Annotated in this window: 19 protein-coding genes; 9 read left to right on the top strand and 10 right to left on the bottom strand. The window is 54.3% G+C overall.

All coding sequences use genetic code 11. From position 1 onward, the window contains the following. Positions 1-2: 2 nt before the first annotated feature. A complete protein-coding gene (locus tag ABGA49_RS09125) occupies positions 3-1,418 on the bottom strand; it encodes a PLP-dependent aminotransferase family protein (RefSeq protein ID WP_088237332.1) in 1,416 nt (471 codons plus the stop codon). Positions 1,419-1,594: 176 nt separating this feature from the next. Here ABGA49_RS09125 and ABGA49_RS09130 point away from each other — a divergent pair, with 176 nt between their 5' ends. Both ABGA49_RS09130 and ABGA49_RS09135 read left to right on the top strand, forming a co-directional pair. After that, positions 1,595-1,759 carry a DUF1127 domain-containing protein gene (locus tag ABGA49_RS09130; RefSeq protein ID WP_071890619.1) on the top strand — a complete coding sequence of 55 codons (165 nt, stop codon included), beginning with the start codon at positions 1,595-1,597 and terminating at the stop codon, positions 1,757-1,759. 100 nt (positions 1,760-1,859) lie between these two features. After that, positions 1,860-2,459, top strand: coding sequence for an ATP-dependent Clp protease proteolytic subunit (locus ABGA49_RS09135; RefSeq protein WP_245191399.1), 600 nt, complete (start codon positions 1,860-1,862; stop codon positions 2,457-2,459). A 59-nt stretch (positions 2,460-2,518) separates the two neighbouring features. Here the strand turns inward: ABGA49_RS09135 and ABGA49_RS09140 are convergent, their stop codons facing one another. Next, on the bottom strand, positions 2,519-3,547 hold the full coding sequence (locus ABGA49_RS09140; RefSeq protein ID WP_347665468.1) for a hypothetical protein: 1,029 nt from the start codon (positions 3,545-3,547) through the stop codon (positions 2,519-2,521). 225 nt (positions 3,548-3,772) lie between these two features. Here ABGA49_RS09140 and ABGA49_RS09145 point away from each other — a divergent pair, with 225 nt between their 5' ends. The 5 genes from ABGA49_RS09145 to ABGA49_RS09165 all read left to right on the top strand — a co-directional run bounded on the left by ABGA49_RS09145 (position 3,773) and on the right by ABGA49_RS09165 (position 8,060). Beyond that, on the top strand, positions 3,773-4,843 hold the full coding sequence (locus ABGA49_RS09145) for a DUF1176 domain-containing protein (RefSeq protein WP_134318894.1): 1,071 nt from the start codon (positions 3,773-3,775) through the stop codon (positions 4,841-4,843). 96 nt (positions 4,844-4,939) lie between these two features. After that, positions 4,940-5,356: a FosA family fosfomycin resistance glutathione transferase gene (locus ABGA49_RS09150; RefSeq protein WP_088237334.1), complete on the top strand. Its 417-nt coding sequence runs from the start codon at positions 4,940-4,942 to the stop codon at positions 5,354-5,356. Positions 5,357-5,463: 107 nt separating this feature from the next. Further along, positions 5,464-5,931, top strand: coding sequence for a MarR family transcriptional regulator (locus ABGA49_RS09155; protein ID WP_061497965.1), 468 nt, complete (start codon positions 5,464-5,466; stop codon positions 5,929-5,931). A 4-nt stretch (positions 5,932-5,935) separates the two neighbouring features. Continuing rightward, positions 5,936-7,003 carry an HlyD family secretion protein gene (locus ABGA49_RS09160; protein ID WP_347665469.1) on the top strand — a complete coding sequence of 356 codons (1,068 nt, stop codon included), beginning with the start codon at positions 5,936-5,938 and terminating at the stop codon, positions 7,001-7,003. Continuing rightward, entirely contained in the window at positions 6,993-8,060 is a 1,068-nt protein-coding gene (locus ABGA49_RS09165; protein WP_347665470.1) for a DUF2955 domain-containing protein, read from the top strand. The genes ABGA49_RS09160 and ABGA49_RS09165 overlap by 11 nt, the downstream gene beginning before the upstream one ends. Before the next feature lie 47 nt (positions 8,061-8,107). Here the strand turns inward: ABGA49_RS09165 and ABGA49_RS09170 are convergent, their stop codons facing one another. From ABGA49_RS09170 to ABGA49_RS09190, 5 genes are all read right to left on the bottom strand, one after another. Further along, positions 8,108-8,344, bottom strand: a complete 237-nt coding sequence (locus tag ABGA49_RS09170; RefSeq protein ID WP_347665471.1) for a DUF3343 domain-containing protein — start codon at positions 8,342-8,344, stop codon at positions 8,108-8,110. After that, entirely contained in the window at positions 8,337-9,107 is a 771-nt protein-coding gene (gene yjiL / locus ABGA49_RS09175; RefSeq protein ID WP_088237336.1) for a putative 2-hydroxyacyl-CoA dehydratase activator YjiL, read from the bottom strand. Before yjiL ends, ABGA49_RS09170 begins: the two co-directional genes overlap by 8 nt. Before the next feature lie 9 nt (positions 9,108-9,116). Then, a complete protein-coding gene (locus ABGA49_RS09180) occupies positions 9,117-10,268 on the bottom strand; it encodes a double-cubane-cluster-containing anaerobic reductase (RefSeq protein WP_061497954.1) in 1,152 nt (383 codons plus the stop codon). Positions 10,269-10,387: 119 nt separating this feature from the next. Continuing rightward, on the bottom strand, positions 10,388-10,627 hold the full coding sequence (locus tag ABGA49_RS09185) for a DUF2164 domain-containing protein (protein WP_061497952.1): 240 nt from the start codon (positions 10,625-10,627) through the stop codon (positions 10,388-10,390). A 20-nt stretch (positions 10,628-10,647) separates the two neighbouring features. Then, a complete protein-coding gene (locus ABGA49_RS09190) occupies positions 10,648-11,928 on the bottom strand; it encodes a DUF445 domain-containing protein (RefSeq protein WP_134318891.1) in 1,281 nt (426 codons plus the stop codon). Between the two features lie 85 nt (positions 11,929-12,013). Between ABGA49_RS09190 and ABGA49_RS09195 the strand changes: the two genes are divergently transcribed. Together ABGA49_RS09195 and ABGA49_RS09200 are read left to right on the top strand one after the other, a co-directional pair. After that, a complete protein-coding gene (locus tag ABGA49_RS09195; RefSeq protein WP_061497949.1) occupies positions 12,014-12,286 on the top strand; it encodes a type II toxin-antitoxin system RelB/DinJ family antitoxin in 273 nt (90 codons plus the stop codon). Beyond that, a complete protein-coding gene (locus tag ABGA49_RS09200) occupies positions 12,270-12,578 on the top strand; it encodes a type II toxin-antitoxin system YafQ family toxin (protein WP_245191397.1) in 309 nt (102 codons plus the stop codon). Before ABGA49_RS09195 ends, ABGA49_RS09200 begins: the two co-directional genes overlap by 17 nt. 5 nt (positions 12,579-12,583) lie before the next feature. Here the strand turns inward: ABGA49_RS09200 and ABGA49_RS09205 are convergent, their stop codons facing one another. From ABGA49_RS09205 to ABGA49_RS09215, 3 genes are read right to left on the bottom strand one after another with little or no spacing between them, the layout of a single operon-like run. Then, a complete protein-coding gene (locus ABGA49_RS09205) occupies positions 12,584-13,207 on the bottom strand; it encodes a LysE family translocator (RefSeq protein ID WP_061497948.1) in 624 nt (207 codons plus the stop codon). 49 nt (positions 13,208-13,256) lie between these two features. After that, a complete protein-coding gene (locus tag ABGA49_RS09210; RefSeq protein WP_061497947.1) occupies positions 13,257-14,027 on the bottom strand; it encodes an AraC family transcriptional regulator in 771 nt (256 codons plus the stop codon). Positions 14,028-14,069: 42 nt separating this feature from the next. Next, complete coding sequence (locus tag ABGA49_RS09215; RefSeq protein WP_134318889.1) at positions 14,070-14,966, bottom strand: LysR substrate-binding domain-containing protein; 897 nt, start codon at positions 14,964-14,966, stop codon at positions 14,070-14,072. Positions 14,967-14,969: the final 3 nt, after the last annotated feature.

The following is a 14,969-nucleotide window of genomic DNA, read 5'->3' on the forward strand; positions in this document are numbered from 1 at the left end:
TATTACGCCTCTAAGGCATTATGGATCGCTACGCCCAGGTGTTTGATGGCTTCACGGTTGGCTTCCGTCAGCGGCAGCGCACAGTTAAGTCGCAGGCAGTTACGATACTTACCGGAGGCAGAGAACAGTGAGCCTGGCGCAATCTGGACTTTTAACTGGCACAGGGCACGGGAAACACACACCATATCGACGGTCTCCGGTAATTCAACCCACAGCAGATAGCCCCCTTGTGGGCGGGTCACACAGATACCGCACGGGAAATACTGACGTACCCAGCAGGTATAGGTTTCGAGCTGATGCTGGTAGACCTGGCGCATGCGTCGTACATGGCGGTGATAATGGCCATCACGAATAAATGCCGCTACGGCCAGCTGTGTACCGGGCACGTTTGTGCCGATGGCAGCATATTTTTTATGCAATACCCGATCGAGATAACGCCCCGGTGCGATCCAGCCGACCCGTAGCCCTGGTGCAACAGTTTTGGTCACGGAGCTGCAAAACAGCACGCGGCCATCGATATCATAAGATTTAATGGTTGATGGTCGTGGATAATCAGTGGCCAGTTCGCCATAAATATCGTCTTCGAAAATCACAATGTCGTGGCGTTGCGCCAGCGACAGTACCGCCTTTTTGCGTGCCTCCGGCATGATAAACCCGAGCGGATTATTGCAGTTAGGCACCAGGATCACGCCCTTGATCGGCCACTGCTCCAGTGCCAGTTCCAGAGCTTCGATGCTGATCCCGGCATTGGGATCGGTCGGGATCTCTATCGCTTTAATGTCTAACCCACGCAGTAACTGCATGGTGCCGTAATAACAGGGAGATTCGACGGCAACAATGTCTCCCGGTTGGCAAACCGCCAGTAATGCCAGCGTGAGCGCGGCGTGGCAACCGCTGGCGATCACGATATCATCGGCGCTGAGCGACGTGCCGCCATCAAGCATCAATCGGGCGATCTGTTCACGCAGTTCGCGGCGGCCGGGCAATGTGTCATAACTCAGAACATCATGTAACTGGTGCTGTATGACGCGGTTCATTTCGCGCCATAGGGGTTTGAGCGTGGGCTGTGTGATATCCGGTGCGCCGCCGCCAAAAGGAATGATGGCCTTATCGGTGCGGGCATCAAGCAGCGTAAGCACTTCATCCCACTGGGTCACATCGACCGGGCGCTGCACCGGGCGGGACATCGCGGGTACGGGCGGTTGCGCCTTACGCGGCGCGACGAAATAGCCAGAACGCGGTTGCGGGGTGATCAGTTGCAGGTTTTCCAGTACCTGGTAAGACTGCTGTACGGTGCTGATACTCACGCCGTGTTCCTGGCTCAGGCTTCGTACTGAAGGAAGTTTTTCTCCGGGGCGATAGAGCCCCTGCTCAATACGTTCCGCCAGCAGCGTGGCCAGATGTTGGTAGCGTGTCATGCTGTATCCTTTGATTCCATCATACAGATTTAAAAACCAGTACAGATTTGGCCATTTTTCGCGATTCAGACACTGTTTTAAGCGATCTGTATGTTAAAGAAAAGTAATTTCTGAGTCTGTATTGTCACAGCCTTTCGCGGCGATGATAACGCTCTGTTCTGGTGAGGAGAGCGATAATGGAATTCTTTGAAAATCGACCGACGCGCCCGTGGATCGGGTTTGTTTTACTCTGGCGTAAATGGCAACACCTGCGGGAGCGCAGGCGCACGGCAAGGCTGTTGCGGGCACTCAGCGACGAGCAGTTAAAAGACCTGGGGTTGCGGCGTGAAGAGCTGTGGTAAGGACACTCTCGAGCGGAGATAACATCTTGTTATTTCCGCTCAACCTGCGTTGGGCTATGCTTAGCTCCATAACCTGAAGGGGAGAAAGCACATGCACGTTATGAATGGCAAAGACGAAGACGATAAAAAAGAGAGCGAAACCGGCAACGCAACCCAGCTGATGCAGCAAAAACTGCTGGATTCCCGCTCTATTATCATCTCCGGTGAAATTAACCAGGCGCTGACGGAAAAAGTCGTCACGCAATTGTTGCTGTTACAGGGCATCAGCGATGCGCCGATCAAAATTTACCTTAACAGTCAGGGTGGCCATGTCGAAGCGGCTGACACTATCCATGACATGATCAAATTTATCACCCCGGAAGTGCACATTATTGGCACCGGTTGGGTGGCCAGCGCCGGGATCACCATCCTGCTGGCGGCGAAAAAAGAGCATCGCTACTCGCTGCCGAATACCCGCTTTATGATCCATCAGCCGTTGGGTGGTGTGCGCGGTCAGGCGAGCGATATTGAGATTGAAGCCAAAGAGATCATCCGTACTCTGGAACGCGTTAACCGCATGATCGCCGATGCAACCGGCCAGCCAGTTGAGAAAGTGAAACAGGATACGGATCGTAACTACTGGATGAACACCAAAGAAGCGATTGATTACGGCATCGTTTCCCGCGTGGTGAAAACCTACGGTGAACTGAACCTCGATTAATCAGGCGCTGACGGGGAATAAAACCCACGTCCAGCCAGCATAAGTTGGCTGGACGTTGTTTATTGATCACTCTGCGAGAACGTTTTCTGGTCTAAATCGAAATGCATATATTCCAGTGGCAGATGGTGTAGCGCCCGTAATCGCGCGATATAGGCATTATCTTCTGCCGTCGCCGGGGTAATTCCAACGATAACCATTTTTGTAATATGTATGCCGTTATCGTGCCAGTAGGCATATTCCAATAGCTGCCCGATGGCCTCACGGATGCAATAGGAAACGTGGGCATGGGTTTTTATTTCATAAAAAGAGTACGTGTTTTCATTTTCCTGCACAACAAGGTCGATGCGTGTCCCATACCCGGTATTTTGTTCCGTGCTTACCCGGTCTTCACCAACGTGCTGGCAGAGCGAAGTATATAATGCCTCCTGTATTGTATTATGAATATAACTGATTTCTGCGCGATAACCACCGCCGCTGCGCTGGCCGCTCTCTGGTTTAGAGCGATGGCCTGCTTTAAAGTCGAACGCTGTTGCGCTGCGGGCTTGAAGAGGAAGCTCAACAAAATTAATGAGATTGTAATAATTTGATTTTACGGCCGGGTCAGTATGACTAAAAATATACGGCTCGCATAAGCGTAAGTTTTGCGGCTTAAACTTAATGGTAAAGAATTCGCTCTTGTCGATCGATCCTAATATATCGCCATCCACATCGACTTCGTTAAGCTGCGACTTCATTTCATCATACCAGCCATTATGCTGGTACTGTTTTACTATTCTGCGGGACTCCGCATGGGAAACCAGTTCAGCATTTAAAATCTCACCCAGCCAATAACGTGTATTGTTCCTTTTTTCATTTTTAATGGTGTATAAATTGATATCCATTACCTGACCATTGCGAACTAATCCTGCCAGGGATTGCAAATAGGCGTAATGATAGCCATCAATAAGTTTTTCCGTATCGAATAACCACTCTTCATGACCAAATCCATGCTGGTATTCGTAGCTACTGCTATTGATTGACTTTCCTTCCCGCCCGGACGGCGCACGCCAGTATTTGTCGTTCCAGCATATTCTTGAGAGCTTTTTCACTGTGAAAGTCCTTTTTGTTGCATTTATCATTGTTTTATAAAGGGTTATAAACCCTATCTTAGGACTCATGTCATCGGGGGAACAGCCACTATATGTTGCAGGTTTCATCTGTTCGCCCGTGATATGTGGACACGATCATCCTCCTGGCGCACAAGCGAAAAATACACTTCTCCCTGACACATAATTTCTGCACACTGTTTCCATTTCTCATTACGGAGTGATGGCATGAACAGCAGTATTAAGGCGACGCTGGTGATGGCAGCAGCGCTCAGTCTTCCCGCAATGGCGGGACACAGCGGCATCTCCTTTGAACATAAAGATTGGGAAGTGGTGTGTGACAACACGCTGACCTGCCGCGCGGCAGGCTATAGCGCCGAAGAAGAAGCCAGTGGCTCGGTGCTGATCACCCGTAAAGCCGGGCCAGATACCCCTGTTACGGTCGATGTGGTGCTGGCGGAGATGGAAGCCGATGAGGCAACGCCGCAGGCAAAACTGACGCTGTGGATCGACGGTAAATCACAAGGCGATGTCGCAGCGGAAGACAGCGACACCTGGCGATTATCGGACGAGCAGGCCAGCAACATGATTGCTGCCGTGAAAGGCAGTAGTAAGGTTGAGTTTACGGGCGGCGTGAAACCGTTTGTGCTGTCTGGCGAGGGGGCGTCCGCGGTGTTGCTGAAATTCGACGATGTGCAGGGGCGCGTCGGTACGCCCGGTGCATTGAGTAAAAAAGGGGATAAGGCAGAAAATAGCGTTGCAGCACCTGTTGCTGCGCCCGTTATCCAGGCAGTTGCCGTGGATGATGGCGAAGATCGCACGCTGAACGAGGCGGAAGTGAAAGCGCTGAAACCGCGCCTGCTGGCAACGTTATCTGGCGATAATGGGTGCGATCGTCTGTCATCACCTCAGGAAGCGACGGTCGAAGGCGATAACGATATTACCCTGACCCCGCTGGACAGTAAGCATGCGCTCATTTCCACCCTCTGCTGGCGCGCCGCGTACAACGAAGGTTATGGCTATTGGGTTATCGACAAGGCATTGAAAGGCAACCCGCAGCTGATCACCAACTCGGCATCGGACTATGCCGATGGCGCGATCTCGTTGGGCCAACGCGGTCGTGGGATTGGCGACTGTTGGGCGTCGGCGGAGTGGGTGTGGGACGGTGAAACGTTCCGTAAAAGCAGTGAGTCGACAACGGGCATGTGTCGCTATGTGCGCGCAGGCGGCACATGGGATCTGCCGGAGTTTGTTGCTGAGGTAAAAGAAGCAAACCAGGCAACGAAGCACGCTAATTGAGCCAGATGCTCTGAATGAAACACGGTAGCGACCAAACGCCCCGGTTTGGTCGCTGAGTATTAATTCTCACTGTCAACATTTGTGCCGGGAAAATCTATGTTAAACAGCCTCAATCACCTGACGTTGGCCGTCAGCGACCTGGACCGAAGCGTTGCGTTTTACCACGAATTGCTTGGCCTGAAACTGCATGCGCGCTGGGATAACGGTGCCTATCTCACCTGTGGTGAACTGTGGTTATGCCTCTCCGTTGACGCGCAGCGCACACCGATTTTGCCGCAGCACAGCGACTATACCCATTACGCATTCAGCATCAACGAGGGTGATTTCGCGGCCTTCGTTGCACGCCTGGAGCAAGCTGGCGTGGTGAGTTGGAAAGTGAATAAAAGTGAAGGCGACTCCTGGTACTTTCTCGATCCGGACGGGCATAAACTGGAAGCGCACGTGGGTAACCTGGCGCAGCGGCTGGCGGCCTGTCGCGAGAAACCGTACAAAGGGATGGTGTTTTTTGATTGAAGAAAAGTGCGAATGACTTTCGCAATCCATGCTCTTTGCTCTCTCGTTTCTTGATACTTACCCTGATAACTATTAACTTACCCCTCCGTTGAATGGAGGGTGTCTCGATGACCGAAGATGTACTGTTTGCCCGTCGGCCGTTAGGGATGCGCATGGCGATGGTGGTGCGGCAGTGGCGCGCGACGATCGATCGCGCGCTGAATGACACAGGTATGACGCAGTCGAGCTGGACGGTGCTGATGCAGTTGCACCAGTTGGGCGACAATGTTTCGGTCAGTGAACTGGCGGAAGTGCAGGGCATTGAACTGCCGCCGCTGATGCGTACCCTCACACAACTGGAAAAACAGGGGCTGATTGCGCGTACGACATCGCCGTACGACAAACGCATTCGCCTGTTGGCGCTCACCGCCGACGGGCAACGCCTGCTGGAAAGGATCACGCAAGTGATCAACGCCTGTCAGGCGCGCGCCTCGGCCAATATCCCCGCTGCGGATCTGGCGGTATTTAGCGCGACTCTGAATCAAATCGCCTGTAATTTGCGCGTGATGCGCGAAGACGACACCCAAACCGAATAAGAAAATGATGACGCCAGAACAAAAGTTTGCCCGCTGGGTAAGGGTCAGTATTGCCTCTTTCCTGCTGATGTTTGCTTATTTTATCGTTGCGGATATCTGGATCCCGCTGACGCCTGACTCGACAGTGATGCGTGTCGTCACGCCGGTTTCTGCCAGGGTTTCCGGTTATGTAGCGCAGGTGTATGTACAAAACAATAGCCAGGTAAAAAAGGGCGACCTGCTGTTTGCGCTGGATCCCACGCCATTCCGTAACCAGATTGAGGCCAGTGAGATCGCGCTGGCGCAGGCGCGGTTGACCAACCAGCAACTGGATGCGCAGATCGTTGCCGCTCAGGCCAGCCTGAAGACCGCGCAGATCACCGCACAGAACGATCGCGTTACCTTTGAGCGCTATCAGAATCTGGGCGCGATGCACAATGTGTCTCAGTCCGACCTCGATAAAGTCCGCACGACCTGGCAGAGCAGCGTCCAGTCGGTGAACTCGCTCAATGCCAGGATTGATGAACTGACCATCGAGCGTGGTGAAAAGGATGATGCCCGTAACGTCACTCTGCAAAAATACCGTAATGCGTTGCAACAGTCGCAGCTCAACCTGAGCTGGACGCAGGTGAGGGCGGAAGTGGATGGCACGGTCAGCAACCTGCAACTGAGTCCGGGGTTCTATGCCTCTGCTGGCGGCGCAGCACTGGCGCTGGTGCATGAAAAAACGGACATTGTGGCGGACTTCCGCGAGAAGAGCCTGCGCCATACCCATACAGGCACCGACGCTGCAGTGGTGTTTGATGCGTTGCCGGGTCATGTGTTTAAGGCACATGTGACCAGCAGTGATGCCGGGGTTCTTGCTGGTCAGGAAGCGGTGAACGGTGAACTGTCCAAACCGGAAACCTCCAACCGTTGGGTGCGCGACGCGCAGCGTATGCGCATTCACGTGGCGCTGGACGAACCGTTGCCAAAGACGTTGCCGACCGGCGCACGCGCTACCGTGCAGTTGTATAACAGCGAGGGCTTTTTCGCACGGATCTTCTCTGGCCTGCAAATCCATCTGGTGAGCCTGCTGCACTATGTCTATTAATACGCTGGCGCGGGTTTTTACGCCGCATGGCAATATCGTTTACACCCCCAATGACTTTCGTCAAACCTTGCGCATTGTGTTTGCCGGGATGATCGCCCTGAGCGTGTCGAGCTTTTATAACACCCAGTACGGCGTGTTTTATGTGGTATACCCGGTGATGCTGTTATCGCTGGTGCCGGTATTTAATCGCCATGTGGCAAAGCAGTTTATCTTCAGCGCGGTACTGAACTGCATCGAAATGGTGTTTATTATCGGCTATTTGTCGCGTTGGCCGGTGATCATGACGCTGGTGGTATTCGCACTGTATGTGATGCGTTTTCGCTTTATGAGTAAAGGCGCGCTGTTCCTGTTCGGTTCGGCAGGCGTAGTGTGCCAGAGCACGATGCTCAACTTTATGAGCTACCCCGCCAGCGACTGGCACACGCTGCTGTTTTCCAATATCGAAGCCAGTGTGATGGCGGTGGCGCTGAGTGCGCTGATGAATTACCTGATCCCGGATGGGGAGCCGCGCACCCGTCCGCCGTTGATCGAGAAAAACGCCGCCCGCGTGCGCCATGAATCCCTGCTTTCCGGAACGGTAGCAACGATGATTTTTGTTGTCTTCCAGGTAAGCGATCTGAGCGATTCCCTCTCCGCGCTGATGGCGGGGATCCTGATCCTCTTTCCCATGCATTATCGCGGATCGGTGCTGAGTTCATTGTGGCGCGTAGTGGGGGTGGTGCTCGCCTGTCTCTATATTCTGCTGGTGCAGTTGATCCTCTATAACCACAGCAGCCATATGCTGCTGATGATGCCGCTGATCGGTCTCGGACTGGCGTTTAGCGCGCGCTTACACGTGATGGAAAAAGTCGGCGCTGGCGTCGGTTTCGCCAGTGTCACGACGATTGGCATTATGTTTGGTCAGAACCTGCACCCGGACACGGACCTGGTGTTCAGCGATTTATACCGCATCGTGTCTGTCACGGTGGCGCTGGTGGCGACGTTAACCATGGTGTGGTTGGTGCATTTGATGTTGAACCGCTTTGAAGCGACGCGGTTTGTGATTGAGGAGCAGTAGGCCGAAACAGCCCGATGGCACTGCGCGTACAGGGCCTCTGTTCGGATCTACGAAACCTGCACGAAATGCTCACCTTCGCAGCGATAAATTGCCTGCGTGACGTCGGGGATCATCCACTGATCCACCTCGCTTGCGGTACTGTGAAAACGGATGCACAAACCGCAGCCGCCACGCAGAGTGCGTGGGATATCCTGTACGCGAAAGGGGATTTCGGCGGCCTGCAACGCCTTGCGGGTTTGCAGCACACCGGGGGTGTTGTGGAACAGCAGCAGGTATTCAGCCATGGCGCTTTCTCTGCCGCTGGCCGATCAGCGCCGCCCCCACGGCACCGGCATATTGGGCGTCATCATGGGTAAACACTTCACTGTTCAGGTGCGCTGCCAGCATGCGGCGAAAGGTGGTGCAGTGGCTGACACCGCCGGTAAATAACAAGGGGCCTTGTGTGGAAAGCCGGGCGATAAAATGGGCGCTGCGGCGCGCCATCGCATTGATTACTCCGGCGAGGATCGCCTCCGGTGCGATGCCCGCCGATCGCAGGCTGATCACTTCCGATTCGGCAAACACGGTGCACATGCTGGTGAGTGGATGCGGCTCGACGCCTTCGGTAATGTCATCAAGATGCTCAACCTGCGTACCCAGCGTGCGGGAGATGACATCGAGAAAACGCCCGGTACCGGCGGCACACTTATCATTCATCAGGAAATCAGTGAGATTGCCCTGCTCATCAAGCTGGATCACTTTGCTGTCCTGACCGCCGATGTCAATGACCGTACGTGCCTCGGGCAATAACAGCCGTGCGCCCAGCCCGTGGCAGGAGATTTCGGTGACCTGCTTGTCGGCGAAATCCACCAGTTGCCGTCCGTAGCCGGTTAGCGTTAGAAACGGAGGTTCAGCAAGCCCGGCGCGCAATGTCTCCCACGCTTCACCGATCGACGCAGCGGGGCGAAACGAGGTCGGGCAGAGGAAACGCCGTACGATGGTGTTGCCCTCCAGCAGAATACCTTTGGTGGTGGTCGAGCCGGAATCAATGCCTACGGTAAACGCCACGACCACTCCTTATAACATTTCAATAAATGCGGCAACGCGGGTGCTAAGTTGCCCGATGTCCGACGTCGAGTAATCCGTCTCAATAGCCATATATGGAATGTTGTGTTGTTGCCGCACATGGCGTTTGATGGCCAGAGACTCAACGGCGTAGGTGTGGCACGCCTGTAAAATGACATCAATTACGCCATCGGCCTGATACTCTTCCACCATCTGGCTGAGCAGTTTCAGGCGCTCATCGTTAGGCGAGATGCAGGAGCAACCGATCGCCAGGTACTTGTCGGTCAGCGCATCGTACACATCGCCGCTCTCGTCAACACAGCGTTCAGTGGCTTTCGCCCCGGTGCAGTTTTCGTAGCCCACCACCCAGCCGCCATTCTCTTCGATGGCGCGCACGACTTTCTCTGCCGCGCCGCCAATCGGGCAACCGGTGATCAAAATACGTGGGCGGGGATCCAGGCGTTTCCCGGCCAGCCATTCGTTGCGGATCCGTTCGGCCATGGTATTCAGCTCGTCGATCAGTGCTTCTTTGTCAAAGCGGAAGGTCGCGCCGTACACCACTTTCAGGATATCTGCACCGCTAAGTGCAGGCGGATTGAGCTGCCCCACGCGGTAGAAGTTTGCCAGCGCCTGGCGTTCACGGTTTTTCAGCGCAATGGCATCGCGCAGCGCTGCTTCGCTGATGGGCTGACCAAAACGGTGTTCGATCGCTTGTTGTAAGCGCAGGATCTCCGCTTTCCATAATGCCCGAGATGCAGCATCCGCCGCACTGTTCGGCAGTTGCATCACATGAACGGCTTTGAACGCTGCCATGTATTCGTACATTTTCTTTTTGCCGTCGCAGGTGGTTTCACCCACCACCAGATCGGAAAAGTAGAAGTAGGGGCATTTGTCGGTTTTGCCAAAGCCGTAGCTGCTTTTTATCAGCGGGCAGAGGTTACGCGGCAGGTCTTTTTCCGCTTCTTCGATGGTTTCATCGTTGGTGGAACAGAGCGAGACCACTACGGCGCCTGCGGCCATCGCGATCTCTTGTGGCATAAAGGTGCAGTACGTGCCTACCAATGGGATGCCCTGCTCTTTCAGGTCCATCACGGTGAGAAAACCTTTCTGGCGGGCTTCGGAGAATTGTTCAAATACGTCCGGGAGTGCGGTGATAAGCGACATGATTTTCCTTCCCCGTGACACGGGAGATGTAAAAAGTGGCCGCATTATAGTCATATAAAATGAAGGGGAATATTGATCTCCGGCGGCTGAAGCGCAGAAACGCTGAGAGTGAAACAGGCTCAGAGTATCTTCTTCAGATCCATCTCTTCCTGGATCCGTTCGCTGTAGAGCGCGTGCGTGCGAATCGCTTCCTCTATTCCTGCATTGTAAAAGGCGGGGCCAATCTGTTCGATGATAAAGTCGATAAAAAATTCCGCGTCAAACTGCCCCAGCTCCAGTTCGAAATGCGTTTCGCAGTACGCTTGCAATTTATTGCGTAATTGCTCGCGCTCGCTGTGGGTGAGGGTAATGTCGGCCATGGCGTCTCCTTACAGAAGAATCAAAAAACGGTAACGTGCAGCAGCATGGGTAACTGTGAGAGCAGATAGAGGATCAGACCAATCGATCCACCGACCAGTGTGCCGTTGATGCGGATAAATTGCAGGTCTTTGCCTATATTCAGTTCGACCTGGCGCGACATGTCATGCGCGTCCCAGCTTTTCACCGTATCGCTAATATGGCGCGTCAGAAAGGCGGCGAAGTCCGGTGCGACCCGGTGCGCAGCCTGTTCAAGATGCTCATTCAGCGAGGCGCGCAGCGCACCATCCGCCAGCAGTGTTTCGCCAAACCATAACCCCGCGTCGGTAATGTGTTTTTTCATACGCGAATCGTCAGACTGCATGTCGGCTTTCATCCAGTTGCGCAGATCCGCCCACATTTCGCCCAGATAGCGATTAAAAGCCTCGTCGTTTTTCAGATAATCTTTGATGTTATCTGCCCGTTGCGCCATTTCCGGATCGGTTTTCAGATTGGCGATCAATTTCATCGTGGCCCGATCGAATGCCTGGCGAATCTGATGCGTACGGTCGGCGTTAATGTCGTCCAGCAGCGAGTTCACCGCGTCGGAAACCAGTTCCGCGCTTTGCTCACCGAGCCATTCGGTTGGCAGGATCTTCGCTTTTAACGGGTGATCGGTCTCCAGCCAGTGCACCACCTGGCGGGCAATAAAGGTGCGTGAGCTTTCACGCTGCAGCAGGGCAATTAACTGGGCTATCAGGCTATCCAGCAGCTTCTGATGGCGGTTGTTGCGCGTCAGACTTTCCAGTAACAGCGCACTGGTTTCCGTCAGATCGACTTTGTCGATGGCTTTATGCACTGCCCGGCGTAACAGGCGCTGAATACGGGTATCGTCGGCCATTTCCAGAAAGCCGCTCATCACTTGCAGTAAGTGTTGACCCACCCGTTGTGCGTTTTCCGGCTGGCTGAACCAGACGCCGATCAGCTGTGCAGGCTGATGACGATGGATCAACGCCACGAGTGACTGAGTATCAAGAAACTTTTCCTGTACAAACTGGCCGAGATTGTCGCCAATCCGATCTTTATTACGCGGGATAATGGCGGTATGGCTGGAAATAAACGGGATCGGCACGCGGCGAAACAGTGCCACTACCGCAAACCAGTCCGCCAGCGCGCCAACCATCGCTGCTTCGGCAATGGCTTTGACCCCGCTCACCCAGAAGTTGGGCGGCAGGAAAAGCGTGGTGACAAACGTTGCCGCTGCAACCAGCAACAGTGAGAGCGCCAGACGTTTGGCGCGCTTGAGTTCAGCTAATTTTTCCATGCGTTAAGCATAGAGCGAGACGAGGGGATGGTGCAAAGGTTGAATTTTGTAGCTACAATGTGGCTACAAAAATAAAGGAGGTTCTATGGATTCCGTTATCCGATCGCGTATCGACAGCGAACTGAAAGCGCGCGCCGGGCTGGTACTTGAGAGCTGTGGGCTCAACTGGAGCACGGCAATACGGCTGTTTGCTGAGCAAATCGTCAAAAGTGAGGGTATCCCGTTTGAGGTTACCCGCAAACCAACAGCACGCTTACGCAACGCGATGAGCGAAGCCAATGAGATCACCACACACCAGCATGGACGCTTTAATGGTGTTGAGCAGCTAATGGACAGCTTAAATGATGGGAAAGAGTAAACGCGCGCCACTTCCTTACCGTTCCGATTACACGAAAACATTTGTTAAAGCCTGGGCGCGTTACAACAAAGCGGGTCGCAGAGATATGCATGAAACGGCAGCAATTATGTCGATGGTGCTTTCTGGCAACCCGCTTCCGGCTCAATATAGCGATCATGCCTTAACCGGAAATATGCTCGGATTTCGTGAATTACATCTTGGTGGCGACTACTTATTGGTTTATCGCGTGGATGAGGCCAAACATCTGGTGGTGTTTACCGATTTGGGTACCCACGCTGAGCTCTTTGAGTAATTGCATTAGATGAATTTGCATAAAATCCACAGCCCAAACCCCATCAACACCACGCCCGCGATACGCTCTATCCAGTAAACGCTTCGGCGCAATCGGTTCTGTACTGCAGGTAGGCCGATAAGCGAGACGACGACTAAATCCCACAGCAGCACAACCATTATCATCCAGACGCCGCTGGCGGATTGCTGGAGTAGTGTCACGTCCGGCCCGAGAAGGGCGGTCATCAGCGCCAGGTAGAACAATGCATTTTTCGGATTGAGCAATGCCGAACCGAGGCCGAGCAGACACTGTTTGCCGATGGACGGGCAGCGTTGCTGCGTTTCATCAAGCGTAAGGGCTTGTGGGCGGCTGCGTACTAACTGGCAACCTATCCATAGCAGATAAAGCGCGCCGAGCAACGCAATGGCGGTGAAGAGTACGGTGAAACGGCGTAACGCGCTCGCGCCGATAATCACCAGCAAAATATAGAGCGCGTTGCCGGAAGCAATCCCCACGCAAAGCCCGGCGCTGCCACGCAACCGGTAGCGAATGGCATAGCCCACCAGCAGGAAGAAATCCGGGCCCGGGCTAAGCAGGGCGACAAAATGCGCCAGCGCCAGTGAGGGAAACGCGGAAGGAAAAATGTCCATAGTGACCTCGGCAGTAAAAAACTGCGGTCACCTTAGCGGCATCGTGACGCTATTTATTGTCGGATATTGATCGGCCGATCGCGTACTGGCGCGGCGTGGCGGCGGTATAACTGACAAAGGTCCGGTGAAAATGGCTCTGATCGGCAAATCCGCTCTGATAGCCTACATCGGCCAGATTATCGCCGGCACGCAGGCGACTTTTGGCAAACTCCACGCGGGCGCTATTTAAAAAACAGCCTGGCGTTAGCCCGGTGTCCTGTTTAAAGGTGCGGATCAGCGTCTCTTTGCGCAGAGATAAAACGTGCGCCAGTTCATCCAGCGTCGGCGGTTGCTGTAAGTTGCTGAGCAGCGCGTCCTGCAACTGCTGACTGGTAGGGCGAAGTTGTGCCGGGTGCTGTGATGGGCAGGTGAGGGCGGTGAGCAAACGGGCGATAGCCGCGGGCAATGGGCCGGTTTGCCCGCTTTCGATTAACGAGACAATGTGCAGGTATTGCTGAAACAGTCGTGGATTGCGGATCACCTGCTGCGCACTGGTTGTCTGCGGCAGATAAAGCATATGGTAACTGCGCGACTGACCAGGTAACGGGTTACAGCTATGTGGCGTTAGCGGAGGAATCACGATCATATCGCCGGGCATCAGCAGGTATTCCCGTTCGTTACAGATGCAACGGGTTTGCCCCTCAACAATCGCGCCGATCGACAGTTCTGCATGGCGGTGGCGCTTATAGGCTTGCTGGCTGCGCCAGGTACTACGCAGTTCGACACCTGGCAAGGTTTCCGGGCGGCAAAATGATTGCTCTATATCGCGCGTTATCGACATGGTTTGCCTCGTTAAGGTCGGTCTCTGGTATATCACACCCCGCTATTTATCGCGAAAGGCATTATGCAACAGCCGCCACATATGGTGGGCTGCAGGCGTAAAGCGTCGATCGGAGTTGCGCAGCAAATGGCACTGAGCGCTGCTGGCAATCGGGTGATCAAGCGGTACCGCCACTAACGTGCCCTGGCGAATCGGATCGGCGGCGGCGTACGCGGTCATAAACGAAATCCCCAGTCCAGCCTGGCTTAGTCCCATGGCAGTGGAGAACTGGTTGCAGCGATACGCCGGGTGAAATTGCAAGCCCTGGCTTTTAAACATCGCATTCATATGCCGTTGCAGGCCGAAATTTTCCGTCAGCGCAATGAGTTGATGCTGAGTCAATTCTTCAATAGTAATGCTCTTCCGTTGGGCGATAGGGTGTTGCGGCGAGACGACGGCACAAATCGGCCCCCATTGAAAGCTGTGGCGCTTGAGTTCCGGGGAGCCAATCGGGCCAAAGGCCAGCGCCATATCCGCATCGCCGCTGACTATGTCGTTGAGCATTTCCTGCATGCTGCCTACCACAATGTCGACAAAAACCTGCGGGTACGACTGCGCAAACTCGCGCATTACCCCTTCGATAAACGCGGTGATAAGCCCGCCGCCAATACGAACCGATATCGTGCCGCCGCGCATATGGCGCAGATCTTTCAGTTGGCTTTCCAGCTTTTCGCGCCGCTGGCGGCTGGCGAAGTAATCCTCAGCAAGCAGACGCCCGGCTTCAGTAAGCACCACGTTACGCCCGCGCCGTTCCAGTAAGGGGAGCTGTAATGCGCGCTCCAGTTGCGCAATCTGGCGGCTCACCACCGATGGGTTAACGCCAAGAATGTCCGCCGCGCGGCGGATGCCGCCCTGGTTGCCCACTTCATACAGATAACCGACCTGTTTGTCCTGAAACATCTG

It is taken from the genome of Kosakonia sp. WA-90 (assembly GCF_039871955.1).
Classification (GTDB): Bacteria; Pseudomonadota; Gammaproteobacteria; order Enterobacterales; family Enterobacteriaceae; genus Kosakonia; species Kosakonia oryzendophytica.